19 protein-coding genes are annotated in these 25,128 nt (G+C 70.1%); 10 read left to right on the top strand and 9 right to left on the bottom strand.

Going from position 1 to position 25,128, the window contains the following annotated elements; genetic code table 11:
* The first annotated feature begins 73 nt into the window (after positions 1–73).
* Positions 74–2,062 (top strand): alpha-glucuronidase, encoded by a 1,989-nt coding sequence (locus AB0L37_RS09790; protein ID WP_365502241.1) that lies wholly within the window; start codon positions 74–76, stop codon positions 2,060–2,062.
* Positions 2,063–2,093: 31 nt separating this feature from the next.
* On the opposite strand, the gene AB0L37_RS09785 is transcribed toward AB0L37_RS09790, so the two are convergent.
* The 8 genes from AB0L37_RS09785 to AB0L37_RS09750 form a co-directional block, all read right to left on the bottom strand.
* The gene (locus AB0L37_RS09785) at positions 2,094–2,615 is read right to left on the bottom strand and encodes a hypothetical protein (protein WP_365502239.1); all 522 of its coding nucleotides are present in this window, start codon (positions 2,613–2,615) and stop codon (positions 2,094–2,096) included.
* Between the two features lie 24 nt (positions 2,616–2,639).
* Positions 2,640–3,161 carry a hypothetical protein gene (locus AB0L37_RS09780; RefSeq protein WP_365502237.1) on the bottom strand — a complete coding sequence of 174 codons (522 nt, stop codon included), beginning with the start codon at positions 3,159–3,161 and terminating at the stop codon, positions 2,640–2,642.
* Positions 3,162–3,287: 126 nt separating this feature from the next.
* Positions 3,288–5,327 (bottom strand): beta-galactosidase, encoded by a 2,040-nt coding sequence (locus AB0L37_RS09775; RefSeq protein WP_365502235.1) that lies wholly within the window; start codon positions 5,325–5,327, stop codon positions 3,288–3,290.
* Positions 5,324–6,004, bottom strand: a complete 681-nt coding sequence (locus AB0L37_RS09770; protein WP_365502233.1) for a hypothetical protein — start codon at positions 6,002–6,004, stop codon at positions 5,324–5,326. Before AB0L37_RS09770 ends, AB0L37_RS09775 begins: the two co-directional genes overlap by 4 nt.
* Complete coding sequence (locus AB0L37_RS09765; RefSeq protein WP_365502732.1) at positions 6,001–7,494, bottom strand: xylan 1,4-beta-xylosidase; 1,494 nt, start codon at positions 7,492–7,494, stop codon at positions 6,001–6,003. Before AB0L37_RS09765 ends, AB0L37_RS09770 begins: the two co-directional genes overlap by 4 nt.
* Before the next feature lie 11 nt (positions 7,495–7,505).
* Positions 7,506–9,161, bottom strand: coding sequence for an extracellular solute-binding protein (locus tag AB0L37_RS09760; protein WP_365502231.1), 1,656 nt, complete (start codon positions 9,159–9,161; stop codon positions 7,506–7,508).
* A 56-nt stretch (positions 9,162–9,217) separates the two neighbouring features.
* A complete protein-coding gene (locus AB0L37_RS09755; RefSeq protein ID WP_365502730.1) occupies positions 9,218–10,096 on the bottom strand; it encodes a carbohydrate ABC transporter permease in 879 nt (292 codons plus the stop codon).
* An 8-nt stretch (positions 10,097–10,104) separates the two neighbouring features.
* Complete coding sequence (locus tag AB0L37_RS09750; protein WP_365502229.1) at positions 10,105–11,091, bottom strand: ABC transporter permease subunit; 987 nt, start codon at positions 11,089–11,091, stop codon at positions 10,105–10,107.
* A 187-nt stretch (positions 11,092–11,278) separates the two neighbouring features.
* On the opposite strand from AB0L37_RS09750, the gene AB0L37_RS09745 reads away from it, so the two are divergent.
* The 8 genes from AB0L37_RS09745 to AB0L37_RS09710 all read left to right on the top strand — a co-directional run bounded on the left by AB0L37_RS09745 (position 11,279) and on the right by AB0L37_RS09710 (position 21,481).
* Complete coding sequence (locus tag AB0L37_RS09745) at positions 11,279–12,277, top strand: acetylxylan esterase (RefSeq protein WP_365502728.1); 999 nt, start codon at positions 11,279–11,281, stop codon at positions 12,275–12,277.
* A gap of 132 nt (positions 12,278–12,409) precedes the next feature.
* On the top strand, positions 12,410–13,468 hold the full coding sequence (locus AB0L37_RS09740) for a LacI family DNA-binding transcriptional regulator (protein ID WP_365502227.1): 1,059 nt from the start codon (positions 12,410–12,412) through the stop codon (positions 13,466–13,468).
* A 137-nt stretch (positions 13,469–13,605) separates the two neighbouring features.
* Positions 13,606–14,913 (top strand): extracellular solute-binding protein, encoded by a 1,308-nt coding sequence (locus AB0L37_RS09735; RefSeq protein WP_365502225.1) that lies wholly within the window; start codon positions 13,606–13,608, stop codon positions 14,911–14,913.
* A gap of 6 nt (positions 14,914–14,919) precedes the next feature.
* Positions 14,920–15,912, top strand: coding sequence for a sugar ABC transporter permease (locus AB0L37_RS09730; RefSeq protein WP_365502726.1), 993 nt, complete (start codon positions 14,920–14,922; stop codon positions 15,910–15,912).
* Positions 15,909–16,781: a carbohydrate ABC transporter permease gene (locus AB0L37_RS09725; RefSeq protein WP_365502223.1), complete on the top strand. Its 873-nt coding sequence runs from the start codon at positions 15,909–15,911 to the stop codon at positions 16,779–16,781. The genes AB0L37_RS09730 and AB0L37_RS09725 overlap by 4 nt, the downstream gene beginning before the upstream one ends.
* A 140-nt stretch (positions 16,782–16,921) precedes the next feature.
* Positions 16,922–19,162, top strand: coding sequence for a glycoside hydrolase family 3 N-terminal domain-containing protein (locus AB0L37_RS09720; protein ID WP_365502221.1), 2,241 nt, complete (start codon positions 16,922–16,924; stop codon positions 19,160–19,162).
* Between the two features lie 158 nt (positions 19,163–19,320).
* On the top strand, positions 19,321–20,421 hold the full coding sequence (locus AB0L37_RS09715) for an endo-1,4-beta-xylanase (protein WP_365502219.1): 1,101 nt from the start codon (positions 19,321–19,323) through the stop codon (positions 20,419–20,421).
* Positions 20,422–20,425: 4 nt separating this feature from the next.
* Positions 20,426–21,481, top strand: a complete 1,056-nt coding sequence (locus tag AB0L37_RS09710; protein WP_365502217.1) for a non-reducing end alpha-L-arabinofuranosidase family hydrolase — start codon at positions 20,426–20,428, stop codon at positions 21,479–21,481.
* A 13-nt stretch (positions 21,482–21,494) separates the two neighbouring features.
* Here the strand turns inward: AB0L37_RS09710 and AB0L37_RS09705 are convergent, their stop codons facing one another.
* Positions 21,495–22,268 (bottom strand): helix-turn-helix transcriptional regulator, encoded by a 774-nt coding sequence (locus AB0L37_RS09705; RefSeq protein WP_365502215.1) that lies wholly within the window; start codon positions 22,266–22,268, stop codon positions 21,495–21,497.
* A gap of 477 nt (positions 22,269–22,745) precedes the next feature.
* On the opposite strand from AB0L37_RS09705, the gene AB0L37_RS09700 reads away from it, so the two are divergent.
* Positions 22,746–24,800, top strand: a complete 2,055-nt coding sequence (locus tag AB0L37_RS09700; RefSeq protein ID WP_365502213.1) for a pectinesterase family protein — start codon at positions 22,746–22,748, stop codon at positions 24,798–24,800.
* The last annotated feature ends 328 nt before the right edge of the window (positions 24,801–25,128 follow it).

The following is a 25,128-nucleotide window of genomic DNA, read 5'->3' as shown; positions in this document are numbered from 1 at the left end:
TCTTGACAAATAGGGGTCGGGGGCCGGGACAATCGCAACCGACATGCTGAATGATCACTCGGGAGGGCCGTCCATGCCTGTCGCCGCCAGCAGTGAGGTCGACCCCGCGTGGCTGCCCGACGAGGCGTTGCGTGCGCTCGGGTCGCGGCGCGTGCGGGTCTCGGGCGAGGGTGACCTCGTCGACACGGTGCGTGCCGAAGTGGCGTACGCCTGCGGCCTGTTCGGCGGCACGCCGATGCCCGACGACGACGGCGCGGCCGATCTGCTGCTGCGCCTGACGGAGGGCGGCGACGGAGGCCCCGAGGGCTTCACCCTGGAGCGTGCGCCCGGCCGTACGACGGTCACGGCCGCCGCACCGGCGGGACTCCTGTACGGCTACTTCGAGATCGTGCGGCTCGGCGAGGCGGCGTTCACGCCGGCGGCCACCCGCACCCACCGCCCCGCCCTCGCCCTACGCATGCTGAACCACTGGGACAACGTCGCCGTCCACCCCGTCATGGGCCAGGTCGAGCGCGGCTACTCCGGCGGTTCGCTGTTCTGGCAGGACGGCCGGGCGCGCGGCGACCTCGACCGCGTACGCGCGTACGGGCGACTCCTCGCGGCCGCCGGTGTCAACGCGCTCAGCGTCAACAACGTCAACGTCCACGAGACCGAGGCCCGCCTCCTCACCGACCGCGTCGCGGAAGTCGCCGCGATCGCGGACGAGTTGCGGCGCTACGGCATCCGCACCCACCTCTCCGTCAGCTTCGCCGCACCCGTCGTCCTCGGCGGACTCGCCACCGCCGACCCCCTCGACGAGGGCGTCCGCACGTGGTGGCGGGAGGCGGCGGCGCACGTGTACGCGCACATCCCCGACTTCGGCGGCTTCGTCGTCAAGGCCGACTCCGAGGGGCAACCGGGCCCGTTCGCCTACGGCCGCAGCCACGCCGACGGCGCGAACCTGCTCGCGGACGCCCTCGCACCGCACGGGGGCACCGTCCACTGGCGGGCCTTCGTCTACGACCACCGCCAGGACTGGCGGGACCGGACCACCGACCGGGCGCGCGCGGCGTACGACCACTTCGCCCCCCTGGACGGGCAGTTCAGGGACAACGCGATCCTCCAGATCAAGCACGGCCCGCTCGACTTCCAGGTCCGCGAACCCGTCTCGCCGGTGATCGGCGCCCTGCCCCGCACCCGCGTCGCCGTCGAGCTCCAGGTCACGCAGGAGTACACCGGGCAGCAGCGGCACACATGCGCCCTCGCGCCGATGTGGTCGGGCGTCCTGGGCTTCCGCCCCGAAGGTGAACACGCCCCGACGGTCGGCGAGTTGACCGCGTCCGGCGGCCTCGTCGCCGTGTCGAACGCGGGCGACGACCCCTTCTGGACGGGCCACCCCCTGGCCCAGTTCAACCTCTACGCGTTCGGCCGCCTGGCCTGGGACCCGGCCGCGGACCCCGACCGACTCCTCGCAGAATGGGCCGAGTTGACCTTCACGCCGCAGGTCACCGCGGACCCCTACCGGCTGCGCTCCGGCCTGCGCGCCGTCCTGGCCGACTCCTGGTCCACGTACGAGAAGTACACGGCCCCCCTCGGCGTCGGCTTCATGGTGCAGCCCGGGCACCACTACGGGCCGAGCGTCGACGGCTACGAGTACAGCCCGTGGGGCACGTACCACTTCGCCGACCGCGACGGCATCGGCGTCGACCGCAGCGCGGCCACCGGCACGGGCTACGCCGCCCAGTACGCCAAGCCCTGGTCGGAGCTGTACGAGACCCCCGCCACCTGCCCCGACGAGCTGCTCCTCTTCTTCCACCATGTGCCGTACGACTACGTCCTGCACAGCGGTACGACCGTGATCCAGCACATCTACGACACCCACTTCGAGGGCGTCGAGGAGGCCGAGGCCGCGCGCGAGATCTGGGCCGGGCTCGCGGACCTGATGCCCCCCGCGCGCCACGCCCGGGCGGCGGAGCGCTACGAGGAGCAGGTGCGCTCGGCCCGCGAGTGGCGCGACCAGATCAACAGCTACTTCCTGCGCAAGTCCGGGGTGCCGGACGCGCGGGGGCGGCGCATCCACTGAAGGGCAGGCGTTGACGGTCAGGCGCTGGGGGTCAGGCCGTTCCGTACGCCGTGGCGATGAGATCGGACAGGTCCGCGTCGTCGTAGATCCGCATGCGCACGGACGCCCCCTCGTCGACGTTCCCGAGGGTGAACGTGTCGTAGTCCATCACCGCGTCGGTCCCGGGCGCCTTGTAGGTGCCCCACCCGGTGAGCCCGTGCCCGTCGTGGTTGTCGACCGCCACGTGGACGTAGAACGTGTCGCCGTCGTTCCTGGTGTCGTACACCCACAGCTTCTGCTGGTACGGGTGGAACTCGACTTTGCCGATGAACCAGTCGCCGTCGTACATCTCGATCTTCCGGGCGGAGCCGCCGGCGTCGTAGCGGAAGTAGGTGTCGTCGAAGGGGTCGGTGAGGCTGCCGCCGCTGCACGGGCAGTCGTCGGTGTCCCGGGTGATGACCGAGTACGTGGGGTTGGGGCTGTAGGCCTGTGCGGGCAGTGCGCCGCCGATGAGTGCCGCGGTGAGTGTCGCCACACCGGCGACGAGCCCTGCCGCCCTGGTCCTGAAGCGCATGGTGTTCCTTCCGTCGATGGGGCGTTACGCGATGCCGCTGCCGGAGCCGAAGTAGTCGCTGCCGCCGGTGCCGTCGTACAGCCAGAAGATGACGCCCGCCCCCTCGGGCAGGTCGAAGTCCTTGACGGTGTGGTCCATGACGGCGTCCGTTCCCGGAGCCGAGAAGGTGCCCAGGTCGTGGGTGACGCCGCCGGAGCGGTACTGGGCCTTCACGTAGAAGGTGTCGCCGTCGTTCCTGGTGTCGTAGATCCACAGCTTCTCGCCGCTGGGGTGGAACTCGACCTTGCCGATGAACCAGCCGTCGCTGTACAGCTCGGCCTTGTCCGCCCGGCCCCCGGCGTCGTACGCGAAGTAGGTGCCGTCGAACGGGTCGGTGAGGTTCCCGCCGCTGCACGGGCAGGTGTCGGTGTCGTACGTGTAGTGATCGACGCTCGGGTTGGGGCTGTAGGCCCGGGCCGGTCCGGCCGTGGCGGTCAGTCCCGCCACGGCCAGGACGGCCCCGGACAGCAGCCCCGCCGCACGCCGTGCGATGCCGTACGGACTCACGCGCGTCTCCCCCTCGTATGGATCATGTGGACCCCTCATAGGGACGCGCCGGCCGCCGATGCGCGGCCGGCGTGAGAAGTCTGGGGGAGCGCGGAGGAACCAGGTACCTGAAACTATTCAGGGTCGTCACTCCAGGCGCAGCACGGCTGCCCCCAGAGGGCCGAGGGCGAGCGGGCCTCCCCGTTCGACGTGCTTGCCGGTGAGGAGGTCGGTGGCCGCCTCGTGCGCGGTCAACTCAGCGGGCCTCGTCGCGTGGTTGAGCAGGAAGAACAGGCGGGTGCCGTCGGGGGTCACCCGCGTGGCCGTCTCCACGTCCGCGTGCCCCGCGTACGGGCCCACCAGGCCGTGCCGGTCCAGGACCTGGCGGACCACCCACTCCGCACCGCCCGCGTCGAGGTGCGTCGCCACGTACCAGCCTTCGCCGCCCCGCTCGCCGAAGCGGTTGCGGGTGACGGCGGGGGTGCCCGCGTAGAAGTCGGTGGTGTAGGTGCCGATCGGTTCGGCGCCCTGGGGGATGACGATCTCGAAGACCAGGCCGGCCGTCGCGTCCAGATCACCGCCCAGGCGCACCGGGTGCGTCTCGTCCGCCGGGCGCGCGTCCCACTCGTCGACCCGGACGCCCATCAGCGGCGCGAGCGGGCCCGGCACGTCGGTGAGGAACGCCCGGTCGTGCTCGTCGCCGCGGCCGGACAGGAACGTCGTCAGGACCGTGCCGCCGCGCTGCGCCACCGCTTCGAGGCGCTGTGCCAGATCCCCCTTCACCAGGTGCAGCGCGGGCGCCAGGACCACGTCGTACGCCGACAGATCCGCGGTCACCGGGACGACGTCCACGTCCGCGCCCGCCACCCGTGCGGCACGGTAATAGGTGTGCACGACGTCCACGTACGTCACCAGGCGCGACGGGCCGTCCGAGATCTCCAGCGCCCACCAGCTGTCCCAGTCGAAGAGCAGCGCCGTACGGGCCGGCGTGCGGGCGCCCAGAGTGACGTCACCCAGGTCCTTCAACTCCGCGCCCAGAGCGGCCACTTCGCGAAAGACCCGGGTGTCGTCGCGGCCCGCGTGCCCGATCACCGCCCCGTGGTACTTCTCGCACGCGCCCCGCGACGCCCGCATCTGGAAGTAGAGGACCGCGTCCGCGCCGTGCGCCACCGCCTGCCAGCTCGCGAGCCGCAACTCCCCGGGCCTGCGCAGCGGATTGACGTCGCGGCACGCCGTCGTCGACGGGGTCTGCTCCATCAGCCAGAACGGCGCGCCGCCCTTCAGGCCGCGCATCAGGTCGTGCGCGAGCGCCGCCCAGGTGGGCGGTGCGTCGAGCGGCGGATAGCAGTCCCAGGACGCGAAGTCGAGGTGCGGCGCCCACCGGTGGTAGTCCAACGGGCGGTACATTCCCATGAAGTTGGTGGTGACAGGGGTGTCCGCGCTGTGTGCGCGGATCGCCTCCTTCTCCGCGACGAAGCAGCCGAGCAGCGCGTCCGTCATGAACCGCTGGTAGTCGAGCGTGATGCCCTGGAACGCGGTGTGGTCCGGGCCGCGCCAGTGCTCGGTGAGCGCGCTCGGCGGTTCGATCTCGGCCCAGTCCGTGTAGCGGTGCGACCAGAACGACGTCCACCAGGCGTCGTTGAGCGCGTCGAGCGTGCCGTGCCGCGCGCGCAGCCAGTCACGGAACGCCTTCGCGCACAGTCGGCAGTAACAGGCCCCGCCGTACTCGTTGTTGATGTGCCAGGCGAGCAGCGCCGGATGCGTCGCGTAGCGCTGGGCGAGGCTGCCCGCGACCGCCGTGGACAGGCGGCGGTACGCGGGTGAGCTCGGGCAGAAGTTGTGGCGCTGCCCGTAGCCGTGCCGCCGGCCCTCGAAGTCCGTGCGATTGACCTCCGGGTACGCCCGGGCCAGCCACGGCGGGAGCGCTGCCGTGCCGGTGGCCAGGACGACCCGCCGGCCCTCGGCGGCGGCGCGGTCCAGGGCGCGGTCGAGGACGGTGAAGTCGTGGACACCCTCGGCCGGTTGGAGCAGCGACCACGCGAACACGCCCACCGTGAGCGTGTCCACCCCGGCCCGCGTGAAAAGGCGGTGGTCGGCGTCCGCCACCTCCTCGGGCCACTGCTCGGGGTTGTAGTCCCCGCCGTACGGGATCCTCGGGGTGCCGGGCGCGCCGCTCGTACGGTTCATACGGTGAACTTCTCCCGGGTCTCGGTGATCATCGGTCGGCTGGTGCGCAGCACGGAGAGCAACAGGAGCGGGGCGAGCAGCAGCGCCGCGATCTCCGTGAACCAGAGCGTCGCCGCGCCCGCCACGACCAGCGCGCTCAGCGCCCCGAGCGTCGCCCCGCCCCGGCGCAGCATGAAGTACGCGGCCAGGCGGGCCGTGTCCGCCGTACGGAAGCTGAACAGGGCGAGCAGCACCAGGCAGTTGGCGCCCCAGAGAGCGGCGCCCACCCCGGTCAGCGCGAGCAGTCCCGCCCACCAGCCGGGCAGACCCGCCGCCGCGAAGTGGGTCAGTGAGTACGCGATGACCGTCAGCCACGCCAGGAGCGGGACCCAAAGGCGCAGCGCCGCTACGGAGTTGAGCCGCAGGCCGCGCAAGTACGCGCGGGCCGGGCGCAGCTGGGTGAGGTCGTCGCTGCGGTGGTGCAGCGCGTAGAGCGCGGCGGCCAGGGCGGGGCCCAGCGGCACCAGGCACAGCGCCGCCAGCGGCAGGGTGCCCGGGGTGCCGCCGAGCAGCAGCAGGCCCACGCCGCCGGGCGCCACCGTCGCGACGAGCAGCACCTCGACGGTCAGGAGCGTGTGGACCAGGGCGCAGGCCCGCGACAGCGGGCCCGCGCCGAACTGCGCGGCGGCGGTGCTCATCGGTCCGTGCCGCCGCCGAGGAGGCGTCCCTCGTCCCACCAGGGCGGCGCCTCGTCCAGGACCGGTTCGATCTCCACGAGCGTCACCTCGTCGCGTTCCAGCGCGATGTCGATCCGCGTCCTCGACTCCCTTACGGGGGAGCGGTGATGGGAGCGTGCCGGCTCCGCCGCCTCGTGCAGGACATCGAGCTGGCGGGCGCGCGGCGAGCGCGGGCTGCCCATCCGCCGCCACGCCGTGTACGCGTTGCCGCGCTCCTCGTCCACATGCGACCGGCGCACGAACACCTCGTCGCCGGAGGCCGGCACCGACAGCCGCACCGTGTGGCCGCCCTCGCCGGCCGCCGCCCACGCCAGGACCGCGATCCGGCCGTCCGGGTGCCGGGTGACGAGATGGTCGTCGCCGCGCGCGAGCACCTCGTCGCCGAGCCGGGCCATGAACGCGTACAGGTGGAACGTCGGCTTCTTCACCTGGCGGTGCGTCAGGAGTCCGAAGCCGCCGTGGAACAGTGCCGTCGGGACCCCGGCCTCCTCGAACATGTCGCTGAACGTCCAGTACGAGAAGGAGTCCACGAGGTCGCCGCCGCCGGCCAGGACCGGGGCCAGGTACGCCGCGTTGTACGCCGTGTCGTGGATCAGGTTGTCCGGGCAGTACGAGGAGTTGAACTCGGTGATGTGGACGGGCAGTTCGGCGAGTCCCGTGCCCTTCAGCTCCTGCCGCGGCGCCGCGAACTGCTCCAGCAGACGTTCGGCCGGCTTCAGCGCCTGATGCGATCCGAACGGCACGTGCTGCGCCGGCTCCGACGTGTACGCGTGCCGCGACACGAAGTCGACCGGCAGGCCCCGTCCTTCCACGAATTCCGCGAACCGCTGGAGCCACCCGTCGTCCGCACCCGGCGACACCCCGGGCCCGCCCACCTGGAGCGACGCGTCGACGTCCTTCACGGCGAGGGCCGACGCCTCGTACAGGCGGTGGTAGGCATCCTGGTCGGCGCCCTCCCAGAAGATCGTCAGGTCCGGCTCGTTCCAGACCTCGATGGGCCAGGTCCGCACCTCGTCGAGGCCGTACCGGTCGACCAGGTGCGCCACGGTCGCCCGCACGAGGTCCGCCCACTCGCGGTGCGAGGACGGCGGGGTCACATTGGCCTCCCACCAGAACACGGTCAGCTCGCCCGACGCCAACTGGCGCGGCATGAAACCGAGTTCGAGGAAGGGCTTGATGCCGAGTTCGAGATAGGCGTCGACGACCTGGTCGATGTACGTGAACGAGTGGAGCACCTTCCGCTCGCCCTGGTACTCGTACGGCCGGTACACACCCACGTTGTCGCTGAACAGTCCGTGCCCGCGGATGTGCTGGAAGCCGATGTCGCGCTGGATCACGGCGAGCGAGTCCTGGTAGTCGCGGCGCAGCGCCAGGTCGAAGCGGCCCGTGCCGACGCACGCGCGCCAGGCGTCACCGAGCCGGCCGGCCGGCTCCGCGGGAACGTGGATCACAGAGGGGGAGGTCACCCGTTGTCCTTCCGGTAGCGCTCGTAGGCCTTGGTGTGCAGATCGGCGAGGCGGTCGCTGTTCTTCGCCTTCGCCTCGGCGACGTACGCGTCCCACTGCGACATCGGGCGCTTGCCGAGCACGAACTTGAGCATGTTCTGGTTCATGTGGTCCTTGAGCGGCGTCTCCCAGAGAGTCACCTGCTCCTGCTCCGCCGACTCCAGCGGATGCGGCGGCGCGATCGGCAGCTGCTTGCGCGTCGCCATCGCATCCTGGAACTTCTTCTCGTCCGGGCTGAACGACGACGACACCAGCTCCCAGCTGCCGCCGTACGTGAAGACGCCGTTGAAGAAGCCGTAGTCCTTCTGCAGGTCCTTCGGCGCCTTCGGGTCCGAACCCATCAGCGAGATACCGGACTTGAGCTTGTACGTGGAACCGGACTTGGTGTACGTGACGCCCTCGACGCCCCACTTGCAGAAGGCCTGCCCCTCGTCCGAGTACCAGAGCCAGTCCAGGAACTGCATCATCGCGACGAAGTCGTCGCTCTCGAGCGCCTTGCTGGAGACCATCACGCCGTTCTCCAGGCGGATCCCGTCGAGGACCACCTCGCCGGCCGGACCGATGGGCACCGGCACCATCTCGATCTTCGCGCCCTTGACCTGCTTCTCCAGGTCGAAGCGGTACTTCTGCACCAGCTCCTGCGGGTTGGCGCTGATCGCGAACGACTTCTCGCTGAGCAGCTTCTTGATCGCGTCGTCATCGGTCTGCGTGAAGCTCTCCGGGTCCATGAGCTTCTCGGCGACGAGCTTGCGCAAGTACTCGATGACCTGGCGGAACTGGTCCGTCGTGCCGGTGTAGACGAACTTCTTCGTCTTCTGGTCGAAGGTGACGTTGTCGTACGTCCACCCGGCGTGGATGCCGTAGGCCTGACCGAGATAGCCGACCAGCGCGCCCGCGGGGTAGACCGTGTTCGTGCTCCAGCGGTCCGAGAGCGGATAGCTGTCGGGGTACTCGTCCTTGATCGCCTTGAGGGTGTCGTACACCTCGCCCCAGGTGGTCGGCAGGGAGACGCCGATCTTCTCCAGGACGTCGGTGCGGAAGGCCAGCGAGTAGCCGGACTTGGGCTTCTCGTGCAGCCCGGGCAGCAGGTAGTACTTGCCGTCGGACTGCCGGATGGAGTCCAGCTCGGGCTCCAGCTTCCACTTCTTGACCTTCTCGCGGAAGTTGGGCATCAGGTGCACGTACTCGCTCACCGGCAGGATCGCGCCCGACGACACGAACGCCACCTCGGAGGGGTGGTACGTCTTCGGGATCAGGAACGGCGCGTCGCCCGAGCCGATCAGCAGGCTGCGCTTCTTCTCGTAGTCGCTCGGCGGCACGTCGACCGGCTTGAGGGTGACACCGGTGCGCTTGGTGACCTCCTGCCAGAACAGCCAGTCCTTCTTCGTCGGGTACACCGGGTTGTTGTTGTGCAGCAGGGAGAACGACAGCGCCTCGGTGGCCTTGAACTGCTCGCCGGCGCGGTACTCCTTCATCGCGCCGTTCTGCTTCTTCGACAGGTCCTTGGAGTCGCCGCCGTCGTCACCGCTGCCGCAGCCGGTGAGGGCCGCGAGACCCGCGAAGCCCGCCGCGGCCAGGAGCGACCTTCTCGACAACTGACCATGGTTCGTCACATGAACTCCCTTGCTGGGAAAGCGTGGTGGGGTGGTGAGAGAAGAGGGGCGGAGCGTCAGCCCTTGACCGCGCCGAGCATCACGCCCGAGACGAAGTACCGCTGCACGAACGGATAGACCGCGAGGATCGGCAGCGCCGTGAGCACGATCGTCACCGACTGGATGTTCGCGGCGGCCTGCGACAGCTGGTCGGTCCCGGCTCCCGCGTTGCTGCCGGTGGTGGCGCCCGCGATGAGGTTGCGCAGATAGACCGTGGCCGGCATCAGCTCGGTGCGGTCCATGTAGAGGAACGCCGAGAACCACGAGTTCCAGAACGACACCGTGTAGAAGAGCACCATCGTCGCGATGACGGCCTTCGACAGCGGCAGCACGACCCGCCACAGGATGCCGTACGTGCTCAGACCGTCGATCTGCGCGGCCTCCTCCAGCTCGCCCGGCATGTTCTCGAAGAACGCCTTCATCACGAGGAGGTTGAAGACACTGATGGCGTTCGGCAGGGCGATCGCCCAGATCGAGTTCTTCATGCCCAGGCTGGTGATCAGCACGTAGTTCGGGATCAGACCGCCGGAGAAGAACATCGTGAACACGGCGATCCCGATGAGCATCCCGCGCCCGCGCAGGTCCTTCTTCGACAGGACGTACGCGTAGACCGTCGTCAGCGTCATGGCGACCACGGTCGACACCACCGTGTAGAGGACGGTGTTCCCGTACGAGCGCCAGAACGCGCCGTCACCGAAGACGATCTTGTACGTGGTGAGGTTGAAGCCCTTCGGCCAGAGTGCGACCTCGCCCGCCCTGATCTGCCGCTCGCCGCTGAAGGAGCGGGCGATGATGTTGACGAACGGGTAGAGGGTGACCACGACGACCAGCGTCAGGATGACGCCGTTGACGCCCTGGAAGACGCGGTAACCGCGGGTCGGCCGGTTGACGGACATGCGCTCGGTCACCACAGGCTCGTCCCCACCGTCTTGCGCGACATCTGGTTCGCCGACGTGATCAGGACGAGGCCGATGACCGCCTCGAACAGGCCGATCGCCGCGGCGTAGCTGAAGGAGTTGGACTCGATGCCCGTGCGGTACAGGTACGTCGAGATGACGTCGGCCGTCGGGTACGTCAGCGGGTTGTAGAGCAGCATGATCTTCTCGAAGCCGACCGCCATGAACGTGCCGATGTTCAGGATCAGGAGCGTCATCATGGTCGGGCGGATGCCGGGCAGCGTCACGTGCCAGGTCTGCTGCCAGCGGTTGGCGCCGTCGATCCGGGCGGCCTCGTACAGGTCGTCGTCGATGGTGCTCAGGGCGGCGAGGTAGAGGATCGTGCCCCAGCCCGCCGTCTGCCAGACCTCGGAACCGACGTAGATCGTCCGGAACCACTCGGGCTCCTGGATGAACCGGATCGGATCGTGGCCGAACGCCGACAGGACGTGGTTGACCGGGCCGTCCGAAGCGAGCATCTGCATCGTGATGCCGGCGACGATCACGATCGACAGGAAGTGCGGCAGATACGAGACGGACTGGACGAAACGTTTCAATGCGGTGCGCCGGACCTCGTTGAGCAACAGCGCCAGGATGATCGGCACGGGGAAGCAGAACAGCAGGGTCAGCAGGCCCATCCAGAGCGTGTTCCGGAAGACCTGCCAGAAGGCGGGGCCGCTGAGGAACATGTCCACGTAGCGAAGCCCCACCCAGTCCTCGCCGAGGATCGAGCCGCCCGGCTGGAACCGGCGGAAGGCGATGACGTTGCCGATCATCGGCAGATAGCGGAACACGAGGAAGAACAGGATCGGCAGCACCGCCAGCGAGTACAACTGCCAGTCACGGCGCAGTGCTTGGCGCCAGGTGCGTCGGCCCGACGGGATGCTGCGCGGCGGTGGCGGGTCCTGTGCGGGTTCGGTGAGGGGCGGGCTGCCCGTCATGGCGGACGTACTCATGCAGGGCCTTTCGTCACGGGCATGCTCGGGGGCGGGCGCGCCGCAGCGCTCAGGGGCAGGGGAAAGGCGGACCGAGAACTTTCAGGAATCTTCCGGTAACGTCGCCGCAACCTAAAGCCGCTCCCGACCCCTGTCAATGGGTGCCGCGACAAAGGGAGTTGGCCCCGCCACCCTGAGTGAGGTGCCTGTGCCCGCCTTCGATCTGCCGCTCGACCAGCTCGAACGCCACCGCCCCGAACCCGATGAACCCGCCGACTTCGACGCCTTCTGGCAGTCCACCCTGAAGGCCGCGGCGTCTCCCGAACCCCTGATCCGCGCCGAGCCGGTCGAGACCGGCCTGACCCTCGTCGAGAGCTGGGACGTCACCTTCCGCGGCTTCGCCGGCGACCCCGTGCACGCCTGGTACACGCGGCCCGCGGGCAGAGCCGAACCGCTGCCGGGCGTCGTCGAGTTCGCCGGGTACGGGCGCGGCCGCGGTCTCCCGCACGAGCGGCTGACCTGGGTGAACGCCGGATACGCGCATCTGCTCATGGACAACCGCGGACAGGGCGACCAGTACGGCAACGGCGGCGCGACCCCCGATCCGCACGCCCACGCCGCCGGCGGTCCCGGACCCGCGGTGCGCGGGCTGCTCGACCCGCACGACTACCACTACCGGCGGCTGATCACCGATGCCGTGGGCGCCGTCGCCGCGCTGCGCGCCCTGCCCGGCACCGACCCGGAGCGCGTCGCCGCCGTCGGCAACAGCCAGGGCGGGGGAGTGGCCCTCGCGGTCGCGGGACTCGTCCCCGACCTCGCCGCCGCGCTCGTCACGGCCCCGTTCCTGTGCGGCATCCGCCGCGCCCTCGACCTGACGGACAACGCGCCCTACGGGGAGATCTCCGCCTACCTGGCCGTGCACCGGGGCGCCGAACAGGCCGCGTACCGGACGCTCGCGTACGTCGAGGGCGTCTCCTTCGCCCGCCGCGCCCGTGCCCCGCTCCACCTCGGCGTCGGCCTGCGGGACACGGTGTGCCCGCCGAGCGGCGCGTACGCGGCCTACCACCGCTACGGCGAACTCACCGGGCAGAACCCCCCGCGGGAGATCCACGCCTACCCGTTCAACGGCCACGAGGGCGGCGACGCCGTGCACGTACGACGGCAACTTGCCTGGCTGCGAGGGGTTCTTGAGGCACAGAACGTGTGATTTCGCCCTCCGGCGTTCGACGGGTCGGACGGATTCCCGACTTGTCCGGCGGGCGGTTGACGGCATGACCTACGGTTTTCCGGAAGGCACCCGGAGATCTTTCGGGCGCACAGCGTGATGGAGGTGGGGTACGTGGCCCGCGACGGCGGCAAGGGCAAGGCAGCCACGCAGAGCGCGGACGGGCCGGGCAAGGTGACGATCACCGAGATCGCGCGGGAGGCCGGGGTCTCGGTCCCGACGGTCTCGCGGGTCGTGAACGGGCGCTCCGACGTGTCACCGGCCACCCGGGCCCGGGTGGAGGATCTGCTGCACCGGCACGGATATCAACGGCGCCCGCCCGCGCCCGGCGACCGGGCGGCCCTGCTCGACCTGGTCTTCAACGATCTGGACAGCCCCTGGGCCGTGGAGATCATCCGCGGTGTCGAGGAAGTCGCGCACGAGGCGGGCGTGGGCACCGTGGTCTCCGCGATCCACGACCGGGCGGGCGACGCGCGGCAGTGGATGACCAACCTGCGGGCCCGCGCGTCCGACGGCGTGATCCTGGTGACGTCGGCGCTCGAACCCGGACTGCAGGAGGAACTGCAACGCCTGGGTGTGCCGTTGGTGGTGATCGATCCGGAGGGTTCGCCCACGACCGAGGCGACGACGGTGGGCGCCACCAACTGGGCGGGCGGGATGGCGGCGACCGAGCATCTGCTCGCGCTCGGGCACCGCAGGATCGGGTTCATCGAGGGCCCGCCCCGGCTGCTGTGCTCCCGGGCCAGGCTGGACGGCTACCGGGCCGCGCTCGACGTCGCGGGCGTCCCGGTGGAGGACGAGCTGATCGTGCCCGGCGACTTCTACCACGAGTCCGGGTTCACCGGCTGCAACGCCCTGCTGGACCTCGACGCACCGCCCACCGCCGTCTTCGCCTCCAGCGACCAGATGGCTCTGGGGGCGATCGAGGCGCTGCGCAGGCGGGGTCTGCGGGTGCCCGAGGACATGAGCGTCGTCGGCTTCGACGACCTGCCGGAGGTGCGCTGGTCGGCGCCGCCGCTCACTACCGTCCGCCAGCCGCTCGCGGACATGGGCAAGCTGGCGGCCCGGTCCGTTCTCGATCTCACCCGGTCCGTCGCGCCCGCCTCGCCGCGGGTCGAGCTGGCCACGGAACTCGTGGTCAGGGCCAGTACGGCGGCGCCGCGCGATACGTAGATCCCCGGTAGAACCACCGGTTCCGCCTCGGGGTGTCAACGGCCTTTTTTGTTAAGGGCGTTGACACCCCGTTTTTGTTTCCGTAACTTCCGTGGCCGTCTCCCGATAATTTTCGGATCACTTCCGGAAGGTGCGCCATGTCAGCCACTGCTCCGTCCACGTTCTCCCGACGCCGGTTCCTCGGCGTGGTCTCCGTCGCGGGTCTCGGCACCGCCGTGCTCACCGCGTGCGGCGACGACTCCGACCCCAGCGGTACCGACAGCCAGGGCAGGACCGTCTTCGAGTGGTGGCACATCCAGACCACCGAGCCCGGCAAGACCCTCTGGCCGGCCCAGGCCAAGGCGTACGAGAAGCTGCACCCCAAGGTCAAGATCAAGTGCGTGCCGCTGGAGAACGACGCCTTCAAGTCGAAGATGACCGCCCTGGTCGGCTCGGGCAAGCTGCCCGACCTGTACAACACCTGGGGCGGCGGCGTCCTCAAGCAGCAGATAGACGCCGGTCTCACCGAGGACCTCACCGACCAGGTCAAGGACTGGATCGGTGACCTGGTGCCCGCCGCCCTGGAGGCCTACCAGTTCGACGGCAAGACCTACGCCATCCCGAACGACATCGGCGCCGTCGGCTTCTGGTACAACAAGGCGCTCTTCGCCAAGGCCAAGATCGACAAGACGCCGACGACCTGGGCCGAGTTCCTCGACACCGTCAAGAAGCTCAAGGCCGCCGGGATCACGCCGATCGCCCTCGCCGGCAAGGAGAAGTGGCCCGGCATGTACTACTGGGCCTACCTCGCGATCCGGGTCGCCGGCGTGGACGGGATGCAGAAGGCCGCCGACGCCAAGGACTTCACGGGCGACGACTTCGTGAAGGCGGGCGAGCACCTCAAGGAGCTCGTCGCCCTCCAGCCGTTCCAGAAGGGGTTCCTCGGCGCCGCGTACTCGGGCCCGACCGGCCAGGGCGCCACGATGGGCAACGGCAAGGCGGCCATGGAGCTGATGGGCCAGTGGGCCCCCAACGTGCAGAAGTCGGAAGGCAAGGGCCTCGGCAAGGACCTCGGCTTCTTCCCCTTCCCCGGAGTCGACGGCGGCAAGGGCAAGCAGACCGACGTGTTCGGCGGAGGCGGCGGCTACGCGCTGCGCAAGGGCGGCCCCAAGGAGGCCGTCGACTTCCTGAAGTTCTTCGTCAGCCCCGAGATCAACAGCAAGCTCGTCAAGGAGGCCGGGGTCATCCCGGTCAACAAGAAGGCGCGCGAAGCCCTCACCGACCCGAACCTCAAGGCCGTCTCCGACATGCTCTACGCGGCGACCGCCTTCCAGCTCTACCTCGACCAGGCCTACCCGCCGGCCGTCGGCCAGGAGGTCAACGACTCGGTGGCCGCCCTCATCGCGGGCTCCAAGTCGCCGGAGCAGGTCGCCCGTTCCATCACCCAGGTCGCCAAGAGCCAGTAAATGACCATGACTTCTACCCAGATCCAAGACGCGCGCCCGGCCGTGGGCAAGGAGCCGCCGGCCGGCCAGGAGGGGAGCCGGCGGCCCCTGGCCCGCAGGGTGCGCGACTGGCTGACCGCCTTCGCGTTCACCGTCCCCGGCCTGATCCTGTTCGTCCTGTTCGTCGTCGTCCCGATCCTGTACGCGGGATACGTGTCCTTCTTCAACTGGGGCGGCTTCGGCTCCCCCTCGGACTTCGTGGGCCTGGACAACTTCACCCGCCTCTTCAAGGACCCGGTCTTCATCGGTGACCTGTGGCGCGGGCTGCTCCTGGTCCTGCTCTCGATCGGCGTGCAACTGCCGTTCGCGCTCGCCATGGCCGTGCTCCTCAACCAGAAGCTGCGCGGCCGGGCGATCTACCGGATGCTGTTCTTCGCCCCCTACGTCCTGTCCGAGGTCATCACCGGCGTCCTGTTCTCGATGATCTTCGCGCCGGACAGCGGGCTCGCCGACAAGGTGCTCGGCTCGGTCGGGCTCGACGGCGTCGGCGGCCTCTGGTTCGCCGACCAGGACACCGTCATGGCGACCATCTTCCTGGTCATGACCTGGAAGTACTTCGGCTTCCACATGATGCTCTTCCTGGCCGGACTCCAGGGCATCCCCGCCGAACTCACCGAGGCGGCCCGCATCGACGGCGCGAACGCCTGGCAGCGCTTCCGCAGCATCACCCTGCCGCTGCTCGGCCCGACGGTCCGCCTGAGCATCTTCCTCTCCGTGATCGGTGCCATCCAGCTCTTCGACCTGGTGTGGGTGGCGACGCAGGGCGGCCCCGACCACCACTCCGAGACGATGGCCGTGACGATGTTCCAGTTCGGCTTCAAGCGCTACCAGATGGGGTACGCCAGCGCGATCTCCATCGTGATGTTCCTGATCAGCCTCGTCTTCGCGATCTTCTACCAGCGGTTCGTGCTGCGGCGCGACACCGAAGGAGCCATCACGAACATGCGAGGCAGCCGATGACCGCCACCGCCACCACCCCCGCCGTCACCGCCCGGGTCGCCGCGCGCCGGCGCAGGCTGCGCTCGTTCCCGCTGTACGTGATCGTCTGGGTGATCGGCGTCGTCATGGTGACGCCGCTCCTGTACGCGTTCATCTCCGGGTTCAAGTCCACCGACCAGCTCTCCGGCAACTCCTTCGGGCTGCCCTCGCCGTGGGTCACGAGCAACTACACGTCGATCCTCCAGAACGGCGACTTCTGGCGGATGCTCGGGTCGTCGACGCTGATCGCCGTCGGCACGACCGCCCTGACGGTCGGCACCGCGGCGCTCGCCGCCTTCGCGCTGGCCCGATTCGCCTTCCGCGGAAGGGAGTTGCTCTTCACGCTCTTCACGATGGGGCTGATGTTCCCCTTCGCCGTGGCGATCCTGCCGCTGTTCGTGCTCCTGCGCACGTTCGGGCTGCTCGACAACCCGTGGGGCGTGATCCTGCCGCAGGCCGCGTTCGGCCTGCCCATGACCCTCGTCATCCTGCGCAACTTCTTCCGCGAGATCCCCGGCGAGGTCGAGGAGGCGGCCACCCTCGACGGCTGCTCCGCCTTCGGCTTCTTCTGGCGGATCCTGCTGCCGATGGCCCGCCCCGCCCTCGGCACCGTCTCCGTGCTCGCCGTGGTCACCAGCTGGAACAACTTCCTGCTCCCGCTGCTGGTCTTCACCGAGCCCACCTGGTGGACGATCCCCGTCGGCGTCCAGCAGTTCCAAGGGCAGTACTCCTCCGACACCGCCCGCATCTTCGCGTACCTGGTCCTGTCCATGGCACCTGCCCTCGCCTTCTACGCGGTCGCCGAACGACAGCTGATCGGCGGCATCACGATGGGCGCCACCAAGGGCTAGGACCTGTCTCCCGGATCCCTCCTGCCCCACGGCCGCCCTTCGGGCGACGGAGGATCTGGGAGACAGGCCCTGGATCCCGCCCCACCGCAGCGTCGCGGACTTGCCAACACCCCCTGCATTCACCGCACTTGAGGAGTTCCATGGTCCAGCCCTGGCAGGACACCAACCTGCCCGCGAAGGTCCGGGCGGCCGACCTGCTCGCCCGGATGACCAGCGAGGAGAAGAAGGCCCAGCTCTCCAGCGTCTGGCTGGGCGCCGACATCGAGACGGACACCGCCGCCGTGGCGCCCGGCCAGCACGCGTACGTCGCCGAGAGCGCCGTCCTCGACGCCCTGCTCCCGCACGGCCTCGGCCAGCTGACCCGCCCCTTCGGCACCGTGCCCGTCGAGCCGGCCGAGGGCGCGGCCCGGCTCGCCGAGCTCCAGCACCGCATCATCGAGGGCAACCGGTTCGCCGTGCCCGCCCTCGCCCACGAGGAGTGCCTGACCGGCTTCGCCGCCTGGCAGGCCACCGTCTTCCCGACCCCGCTCGCCTGGGGTGCCACCTTCGACCCCGAGCTGATCACCGAGATGGCCGAGGCCATCGGTACGTCGATGCGCGCGGTCGGCATCCACCAGGGCCTCGCCCCCGTCCTCGACGTCGTACGGGACCCCCGCTGGGGCCGCACGGAGGAGTCCATCGGCGAGGACCCGTACCTGGTCGGCACCGTCGGCGCCGCCTATGTGCGCGGTCTGGAGGCCGCCGGCATCGTCGCCACGCTCAAGCACTTCGCCGCGTACTCGGCCTCGCGCGGCGCCCGCAACCACGCGCCCGCCCCGATCGGACCGCGCGAGCTCGCCGACGTCATCCTGCCCCCGTTCGAGATGGCGCTGCGCGAAGGCGGGGCGCGCTCCGTGATGGCGTCCTACAACGACATCGACGGGCTTCCCGGCCACGCCCACACCGGCCTTCTCACCCAACTCCTGCGCGACACCTGGGGGTTCACGGGCACGGTCGTCGCCGACTACTTCGGCATCGCGTTCCTGGAGTCCGCCCACCGGGTCGCCGCCTCCGAGGGCGACGCCGCCCGGCTCGCCCTCTCCGCGGGCGTCGACGTCGAACTGCCCGCCGCGCGCTGCCTGCCCGCCGCCGACCACATCCCCGAGGACCTCCTCGACCGCGCCGCGCTGCGCGTGCTCACGCAGAAGTGCGAACTCGGGCTGCTCGACCCGGGCTGGGAGCCGGTCACCGGCGACGAGCCGATCGACCTGAACCCGCCGCAGATGCGGGACCTGGCCCGGGCGGTGGCGCAGGAGTCCGTGGTGCTGCTCGCCAACGACGCGGGGCTGCTTCCGCTCGCCGACGGCCTGCGCATCGCCGTGGTCGGCCCGCTCGCGGACGAACAGGCCGCGATGCTCGGCTGCTACACGTTCCCGCGGCACGTCGGCGTCAACCACCCCGAACTGCCCGCCGGGGTCGAGGTGCCCACGTTCGCCGAGGCGCTCCGCGCGGAACTGCCCGGCGCCGAGTTCGTCGACGATCCGGCGGACGCCGATGTGTGCCTGGCCGTCGTCGGAGACCGCTCGGGCCTGTTCGGACGCGGCTCGTCCGGCGAGGGCTGCGACACCGAGGACCTCGAACTTCCGTACCAGCAGGGCGAGATGCTCGACGAGGTGTTCCGCAAGGGCGCCGCCGCGGCCACGCCCGTCGTGCTCGTCGTCCTCAGCGGGCGGCCCTACGCGCTGGGCCGCTGGGCCGACCGCGCCGCCGCCGTCGTCCAGGCGTTCTTCCCCGGGCAGGAGGGCGGCCCCGCCGTCGCCGGTGTCCTGTCCGGCCGCGTCGAGCCGTCCGGCCGGCTGCCGATCGGTGTGCCGCGCACTCCCGGCGGCCAGCCCGCGCCGTACCTCGCGCCGCCGCTCGGCCGCCGCAGCGACCCGAGCAACGTCGACCCGACCGCCCTCTACCCGTTCGGCCACGGCCTGTCGTACACCACGTTCGCCTGGGACACCCCGCAGTGCGACGCCCCCGAACTGCCCACCGACGGCGAGACCACCGTGCGCCTCACCGTCCGCAACACCGGTGACCGGGCCGGCACCGAGGTCGTCCAGCTCTATCTGCACGACCCGGTCGGCACCGTCGCCCGGCCCGAGATGCGGCTCGTCGGCTACGCCCGCGTCCCGCTGGAGGCGGGGGCGAGCGCCGAGGTGCACGCCACGTTCCCGGCGGACCTCGCCGCGTACACCGGCGCCAACGGCCGCCGCGTCGTCGAACCCGGCGCCCTCGAACTGCGCGTCGCCGCGTCCAGCGAACGGGTCCACCACACCGTCTCCCTGACCCTGACGGGCCCGGAGCGCGAGGTCGGGCACGAGCGACGGCTGCGCTGCGAGTTCCGCGTCAAGTAGGCGGCGCCGGGCCCCGAGACCGCCGGGCGTCACGACGTCCCTGTGACGCCCGGCTCACCAACGCACGGCGCACCGCACCGGCGCGCCGTGCCGCGCAAGGACAACGACCCACCCATCTCCCCGAGTTCAGCAATCTCATCGAGTTGAGGAGCCGCACCATGCGCAAGACCGCCCGATCCCCCCGCAGCACCCGCACCAGAACGGCCGCCGGCGCCGCACTCGCCGCGACGGCGCTGCTGCTCGGCCTCGCCGCGGCCCCCTCCGCCCAGGCGGAGGCCGACGGCAAGCACCGCGCCGCGACGCTGGACGAACTCGCCCAGCGGAGCGGCCGGTACTTCGGCTCCGCCGTCGACAACCCGGAGCTCGCCGACACCGAGTACGCCGACCTGCTCGGCCGCGAGTTCGGCACCACCACCCCCGGCAACACCATGAAGTGGGAAGCCACCGAACCCCAGCGCGGCGTCTTCGACTTCACCGGGGGCGACGAGGTCATCGACTTCGCGCGCGCCAACGGCATGAAGGTGCGCGGCCACACCCTGCTGTGGCACAACCAGCTGCCGGGCTGGCTGACCGAGGGCACCTGGACCAAGGACGAGCTGCGCTCCATCCTCAAGAACCACATCACCCACGTGGTCAAGCACTACCGCGGCAAGGTCTTCGCCTGGGACGTCGCCAACGAGATCATGAACGAGGACGGCACGTACCGCGAGAACATCTTCTACAAGACCATCGGCCCCGGCTACATCGCCGACGCGCTGCGCTGGGCCCGCGCCGCCGACCCCAAGGTGAAGCTGTACCTGAACGACTACAACGTCGACGGGCTCGGCGCGAAGTCCGACGCCTACTACGCGCTGATCAAGCAGCTCAAGGCGGACCGCGTCCCGATCGACGGCTTCGGCCTCCAGGGCCACCTGGCCCTCCAGTACGGGCTGCCCGCCGGCATCAAGGAGAACCTCCAGCGCTTCGCCGACCTCGGCGTCGACGTCGCGTTCACCGAGCTCGACATCCGCATGCAACTGCCCGCGGACCCGGCGAAGCTTGCCGAGCAGGCCGACTGGTACGGCAAGGTCACCAGCGCCTGCCTCGAGGTGAAGCGGTGCGTCGGCATCACCGTATGGGGCTACTCCGACCGCCACTCGTGGATCCCCGGCGTCTTCGAGGGCGAGGGCGCGGCCCTGCCCTTCGACGAGAACCTCCAGCACAAGCCCGCCTACGACGCGATCCGGGCCGCGCTGATCGCCGGCGCGAAGAAGGGCTGACGGCGTGCGCAGCCGAAGAACGCTGTACGCGGTCGTGGTCGCCGCCGTGCTCCTCGCACTCGGCGCGGCCCCGGCCGCCACGGCGGACGGCGGCGGCCTGCCCGGCACGTTCCAGTGGTCGTCGAGCGGCCCGCTCATCGCCCCGCAGCCGGACGCGACGCACCCCGTCGTCTCCGTGAAGGACCCCTCGGTGGTCCGCTACAAGGGCCGCTGGCACGTCTTCGCCACGACCGCCGACACCTCGGGGAACTGGAGCCTCGTCCAGACGAGCTTCGACGACTGGTCGCAGGCGGGCACCGCCCGTCAGACCCCGCTCGACACGACGGCGGTCGGCAAGGGGTACAAGGCGGCGCCGCAGGTCTTCTACTTCGCACCGCGGAAGACCTGGTACCTCATCTACCAGACGGGCGTGCCGTCGTACTCCACCACGAAGAACATCGACGACCCGACCTCCTGGAGCGCCCCGAAGAACCTCCAGGACTCGATGCCGCAGATCATCAAGGACAACATCGGCAACGGGTACTGGGTCGACTTCTGGAACGTGTGCGACGAGGAGATGTGCTACCTCTTCTCCTCCGACGACAACGGGCACCTCTACCGGGCCGAGACCACGGTCAAGGAGTTCCCGAACGGTTTCCGGAACACGAAGATCGTCCTCCAGGACGACAAGTTCGACCTCTTCGAGGCGAGCAACGTGTACAAGGTCAAGGGCACCGCGGACCAGTACCTCCTCATGGTCGAGGCCATCGGCAGCGACGGCCGGCGCTACTTCCGCTCGTGGACGGCCCACGGCCTCGACGGACAGTGGTCGCCGCTCGCCGACACGGAGGAGAACCCCTTCGCCCGGTCGACGAACGTGTCGTTCGGTGACGGGGTGACGCCGTGGACGAAGGACATCAGCCACGGTGAGCTGGTCCGTGACGGCATCGACCAGACGATGCCGCTCGACCCCTGCCACCTCCGCTTCCTCTACCAGGGACTCGACCCGGCGGCCGGAGGTGACTACTCGCAACTGCCGTACCGTCTGGGTCTGTTGACGCAGACGAACAGCAGCTGCTGATCCTGCGGGGCCGTCACAGAGAAACGGTTCCGCCGATCAGGTGGGCGGCATGGTGCACGTACAGTTGCAGGCCGCCCGGCAGTCGGGACGCCGTCACCAGGATCGAGGCCTCCCCGTAGAGGGGGTGCCGCAGCCGGCGCGTACACGCGTCGGACGGCAGCCGGACCCCGCGGCGCCGCCACAGCCCCGCGCCGAGCGGATCCGCCGTGATCCGCTCGGCGAGGGTGCGCAGCGCGGCGTCGGCGGGAATCCGGCCGATGGCCGCGCGGACCCCGGCGACGGCGTCGGCGCGGACCTGGCCGATGTCGGTGAACCGTTCCGCCGCGGCGGGGCTCAGCAGCCACAGGACCACGTTGCGGTCGTGGCGCGGGGCCCGCGCGGGGTCGGCGAAGAGCCGGGTCACCGCGGCGTTCGCCGCCAGCACGTTCCACGCGTGGTCCGTGATCAGGGCCGCGTTCGGATCCATCAGGTCGATGTGCGCGAGCTCCTCGACGGTCGGCCGCCGCCGCTCGACGAGGTCGTACGCGCACACGCCCGGCTCCGCCGCGAGCAGCAGGAACGTCTCGCGCGCCGCGCCGGTCAGGCCGAGCCCGTCGGCCACGGACTTCAGCCGGTCGAGCCCGAGCCCGTGCGCCGCGCCGCGCTCCAGGGCGGCGTACACGCCCCCGGCGAGCCCCACGGCCCGCGCCGCCTGCTCCCGGGTCAGCCCGAGTGCCTGTCTGCGCATGGTCAGCAATTCCCGCAGCTCGGAGCCGCGGGTGTCGTCGTACCCCATGTCGGACGCCATGGGTCCCCCCTCGTGTCAGCGGTGCCGCTCGGGCACGTGGTGCAGATGCGGACATGGGTGATGATGCGGAGCGATCGGCTCCCGGTTCATCGTCACGGGTGGTTATCGCCCGTAAGAGGGTTTCTCTGTACGCCAGTTCGGTAGCCGGGGCGTGAACTGGGACGTTGCCTCCGGGACGGGTGTACGCCGGAGTGCGGGTGATTGCGGAGCGTGTCCGGGGTCGGGCGCACCGCTCAGGCCGACCGCTCCCCAGCCCTTCGGGCGAGCACGGTCCGTACGTCCGCGGCGGCCTTCCGCCGTCGCCTGTCGTCAGCCTCGACCGGCGGGGCCACGGCAACGGCTGCCGGTGCCGCCACTTCTCCGCCTCCCCGGCCCGGAGAGCGCGCACCGGCAACCTTTCCGCCCGGCGCGGCAACTGCACTCCGGCTCCTGTCATCCGGCAGGAGGACCCCCACCAGCCACGGAGTGCAAGCGCATATGAGTGACACCCGCAGCACGGCCCGCCCGGGACCCCGCCACCGCAGGCGCAGAACCGTCCTCGTCGCGGGGGCGCCCCTCGCCGTGGTCGCCGCGGCCGCCCTCGCCTACGGGGGCGGCCTGCTCGGCGCAGACAGCGGCGATCGGGCGTCCGCGGCCGACGCCACCGACTGGACCACCGACGTGGCCGACGGCTTCGCCTCCGTCAACTCCCACGGACAGAACGGGACGTACGGGGGGCGAGGCGGCAAGACCGTCACCGTCAGGACCGCCGCCGACCTGGAGAAGTACGCCACCGCCGCCGAGCCGTACGTCATCGTCGTCGCCGCGGCCGTGAACATCGACCCCGTCGGCAAGGAGATCAAGGTCGCCTCCGACAAGACGATCGTGGGCTCCGGCGCCTCCGGCCAGATCGTCGGCGGCGGCTTCTTCCTCGGCACCGGCGTGCACAACGTCATCATCCGCAACCTGACGATCCGCGACACCTACCAGGGCACGTGGAACGACAAGGACCACGACTTCGACGCCATCCAGATGGACGGCGCCCACCACGTGTGGATCGACCACAACGACCTGCGGCACATGGCCGACGGCCTCATCGACGTCCGCAAGGACTCCACGGACGTCACCGTCTCCTGGAACAAGCTCAGCAACGACAACAAGGCCTTCGGCATCGGCTGGACCGAGAACGTCGTCACCGACATCACGATCCACCACAACTGGATCCGCGAGACCGAGCAGCGCAACCCGTCGACGGACAACGCCGCCCACGCGCACCTCTACAACAACTACCTCCAGGACGACCCGAACACGGCCATCACGTCCTCGTACGGGAACTACTCCCGCGGCAAGACGAAGATGGTCCTGGAGAACAGCTACTTCCAGGGCATGAACAACCCCGTCACCATGGACACCACCGCGTCGATCGTGCAGCGCGGCAGCATCTTCTCCGGCACCACCGGCAAGAACCAGAGCGGCGGCACCGCCTTCGACCCGAAGTCCTTCTACGCCTACACGCTCGACAAGGCCGCCGACGTGCCCGCCCTCCTCAAGTCCGGCGCCGGGCCCCGGAGTTCGATCGGCACCTCCACGACGACGGCCAAGGCGGCCGCGGCGACCACGCTCACCGTGGCCAAGGACGGCAGCGCGCAGTACAGGACCGTGCAGGCCGCCGTCGACGCCGTCCCCGCGAACAACACCGCGCGCGTCGACATCAAGGTCGCGCCCGGCACGTACCGCGAGACCGTCACCGTCCCGTCGAACAAGCCGCACGTGACGATCGCCGGGACCGGCAGCAGCCGCAAGGACACCGTCATCGTCGAGGGGCACGCCGCCGGTTCGAAGAAGCCGGACGGATCGACGTACGGGACCGCGGGCAGCGCCACCGTCGCCCTGCTCGGTGCCGACAGCCAGCTGCGCAACCTCAGCGTCTCCAACGACTTCGACGAGAGCGCCGACCAGACCATCTCCGCGCAGGCCGTGGCGGTGCGCACCGGGGCCGACAAGGTCTTCCTCGACAGTGTCATCGTCAGCGGCGACCAGGACACTCTGCTCCTCGACGGCGCGGGCAACCGGGTCTACATGACGAACTCGTACGTCGTCGGCAACGTCGACTTCATCTTCGGCGGCGCCACCGCCGTCGTCGACAAGTCCGTGATCTCGCTGAAGAAGCGGTGGAACGGCACGTCGGCCGGGTACGTCACCGCGCCGAGCACGGCCGCCGCGAACAAGGGCCTCCTGATCAACCGGTCGACCATCGGCGGCGACGTCACGGTGGGCAGCTTCTACCTGGGCCGCAACTGGCACGCCGGCGGCAACGCCGCGCTCGACCCGCAGACGACCGTCCGCAACTCGACCCTGAGCGCCGCGATCAAGTCGACGCCGTGGTCCGACATGGGCGGCTTCTCGTGGAAGGACGACCGCTTCGCCGAGTACGCCAACTCCGGTGCGGGCGCGGGCACGGCGAGCGCGGACCGGCCGATCCTGACCGACGCGCAGGCGGCGGGCCAGGAGGTCGCGGACTGGCTCGGCAGCTGGACGCCGACCGCCGGATGAGTCCGGCCCGCACCTTCGTCAGCAACCGTTTGTCGTAACTCTCCTCGCCCTCCGTCATGTGCACGGCTTGAGTCGTCGTGGCGGGGGCGAGGGTTTCAACTCAGCGCGCCTCAGCGGTGTTCACCCCTGCTGCACCGCGCTGACCTGTGTCTTCGTCTGATTCTGCCGCCGACCCCGCGTCCCTTGAGCCCTGCGGCCCGCGGCGGCGACGATGGCCGCCCTCGATGAATCCTCGTCAAGAGTCTTGACGCGCCTGACGCGCTGGAAGATGCTCTGCCGCATCACTCCAACAACCGGTTGTCATGGTGGTGTTGGCCGACCGGGACGT

The organism is Streptomyces sp. NPDC052225 (assembly GCF_040679615.1).
Lineage (GTDB): Bacteria > Actinomycetota > Actinomycetes > Streptomycetales > Streptomycetaceae > Streptomyces.
This window is presented reverse-complemented; position numbering and strand designations above follow the sequence as displayed.

Excerpts from the sequence above, each read along its gene's own strand:
- AB0L37_RS09735 (WP_365502225.1), top strand. The coding sequence starts at position 13,606 with ATGTCAGCCACTGCTCCGTCCACGTTCTCCCGACGCCGGTTCCTCGGC.
- AB0L37_RS09715 (WP_365502219.1), top strand. The coding sequence starts at position 19,321 with ATGCGCAAGACCGCCCGATCCCCCCGCAGCACCCGCACCAGAACGGCC.
- AB0L37_RS09720 (WP_365502221.1), top strand. The coding sequence starts at position 16,922 with ATGGTCCAGCCCTGGCAGGACACCAACCTGCCCGCGAAGGTCCGGGCG.
- AB0L37_RS09750 (WP_365502229.1), bottom strand. The coding sequence starts at position 11,091 with ATGAGTACGTCCGCCATGACGGGCAGCCCGCCCCTCACCGAACCCGCA.
- AB0L37_RS09700 (WP_365502213.1), top strand. The coding sequence starts at position 22,746 with ATGAGTGACACCCGCAGCACGGCCCGCCCGGGACCCCGCCACCGCAGG.
- AB0L37_RS09775 (WP_365502235.1), bottom strand. The coding sequence starts at position 5,327 with ATGAACCGTACGAGCGGCGCGCCCGGCACCCCGAGGATCCCGTACGGC.
- AB0L37_RS09785 (WP_365502239.1), bottom strand. The coding sequence starts at position 2,615 with ATGCGCTTCAGGACCAGGGCGGCAGGGCTCGTCGCCGGTGTGGCGACA.
- AB0L37_RS09770 (WP_365502233.1), bottom strand. The coding sequence starts at position 6,004 with ATGAGCACCGCCGCCGCGCAGTTCGGCGCGGGCCCGCTGTCGCGGGCC.
- AB0L37_RS09705 (WP_365502215.1), bottom strand. The coding sequence starts at position 22,268 with ATGGCGTCCGACATGGGGTACGACGACACCCGCGGCTCCGAGCTGCGG.
- AB0L37_RS09730 (WP_365502726.1), top strand. The coding sequence starts at position 14,920 with ATGACTTCTACCCAGATCCAAGACGCGCGCCCGGCCGTGGGCAAGGAG.
- AB0L37_RS09790 (WP_365502241.1), top strand. The coding sequence starts at position 74 with ATGCCTGTCGCCGCCAGCAGTGAGGTCGACCCCGCGTGGCTGCCCGAC.
- AB0L37_RS09755 (WP_365502730.1), bottom strand. The coding sequence starts at position 10,096 with ATGTCCGTCAACCGGCCGACCCGCGGTTACCGCGTCTTCCAGGGCGTC.
- AB0L37_RS09725 (WP_365502223.1), top strand. The coding sequence starts at position 15,909 with ATGACCGCCACCGCCACCACCCCCGCCGTCACCGCCCGGGTCGCCGCG.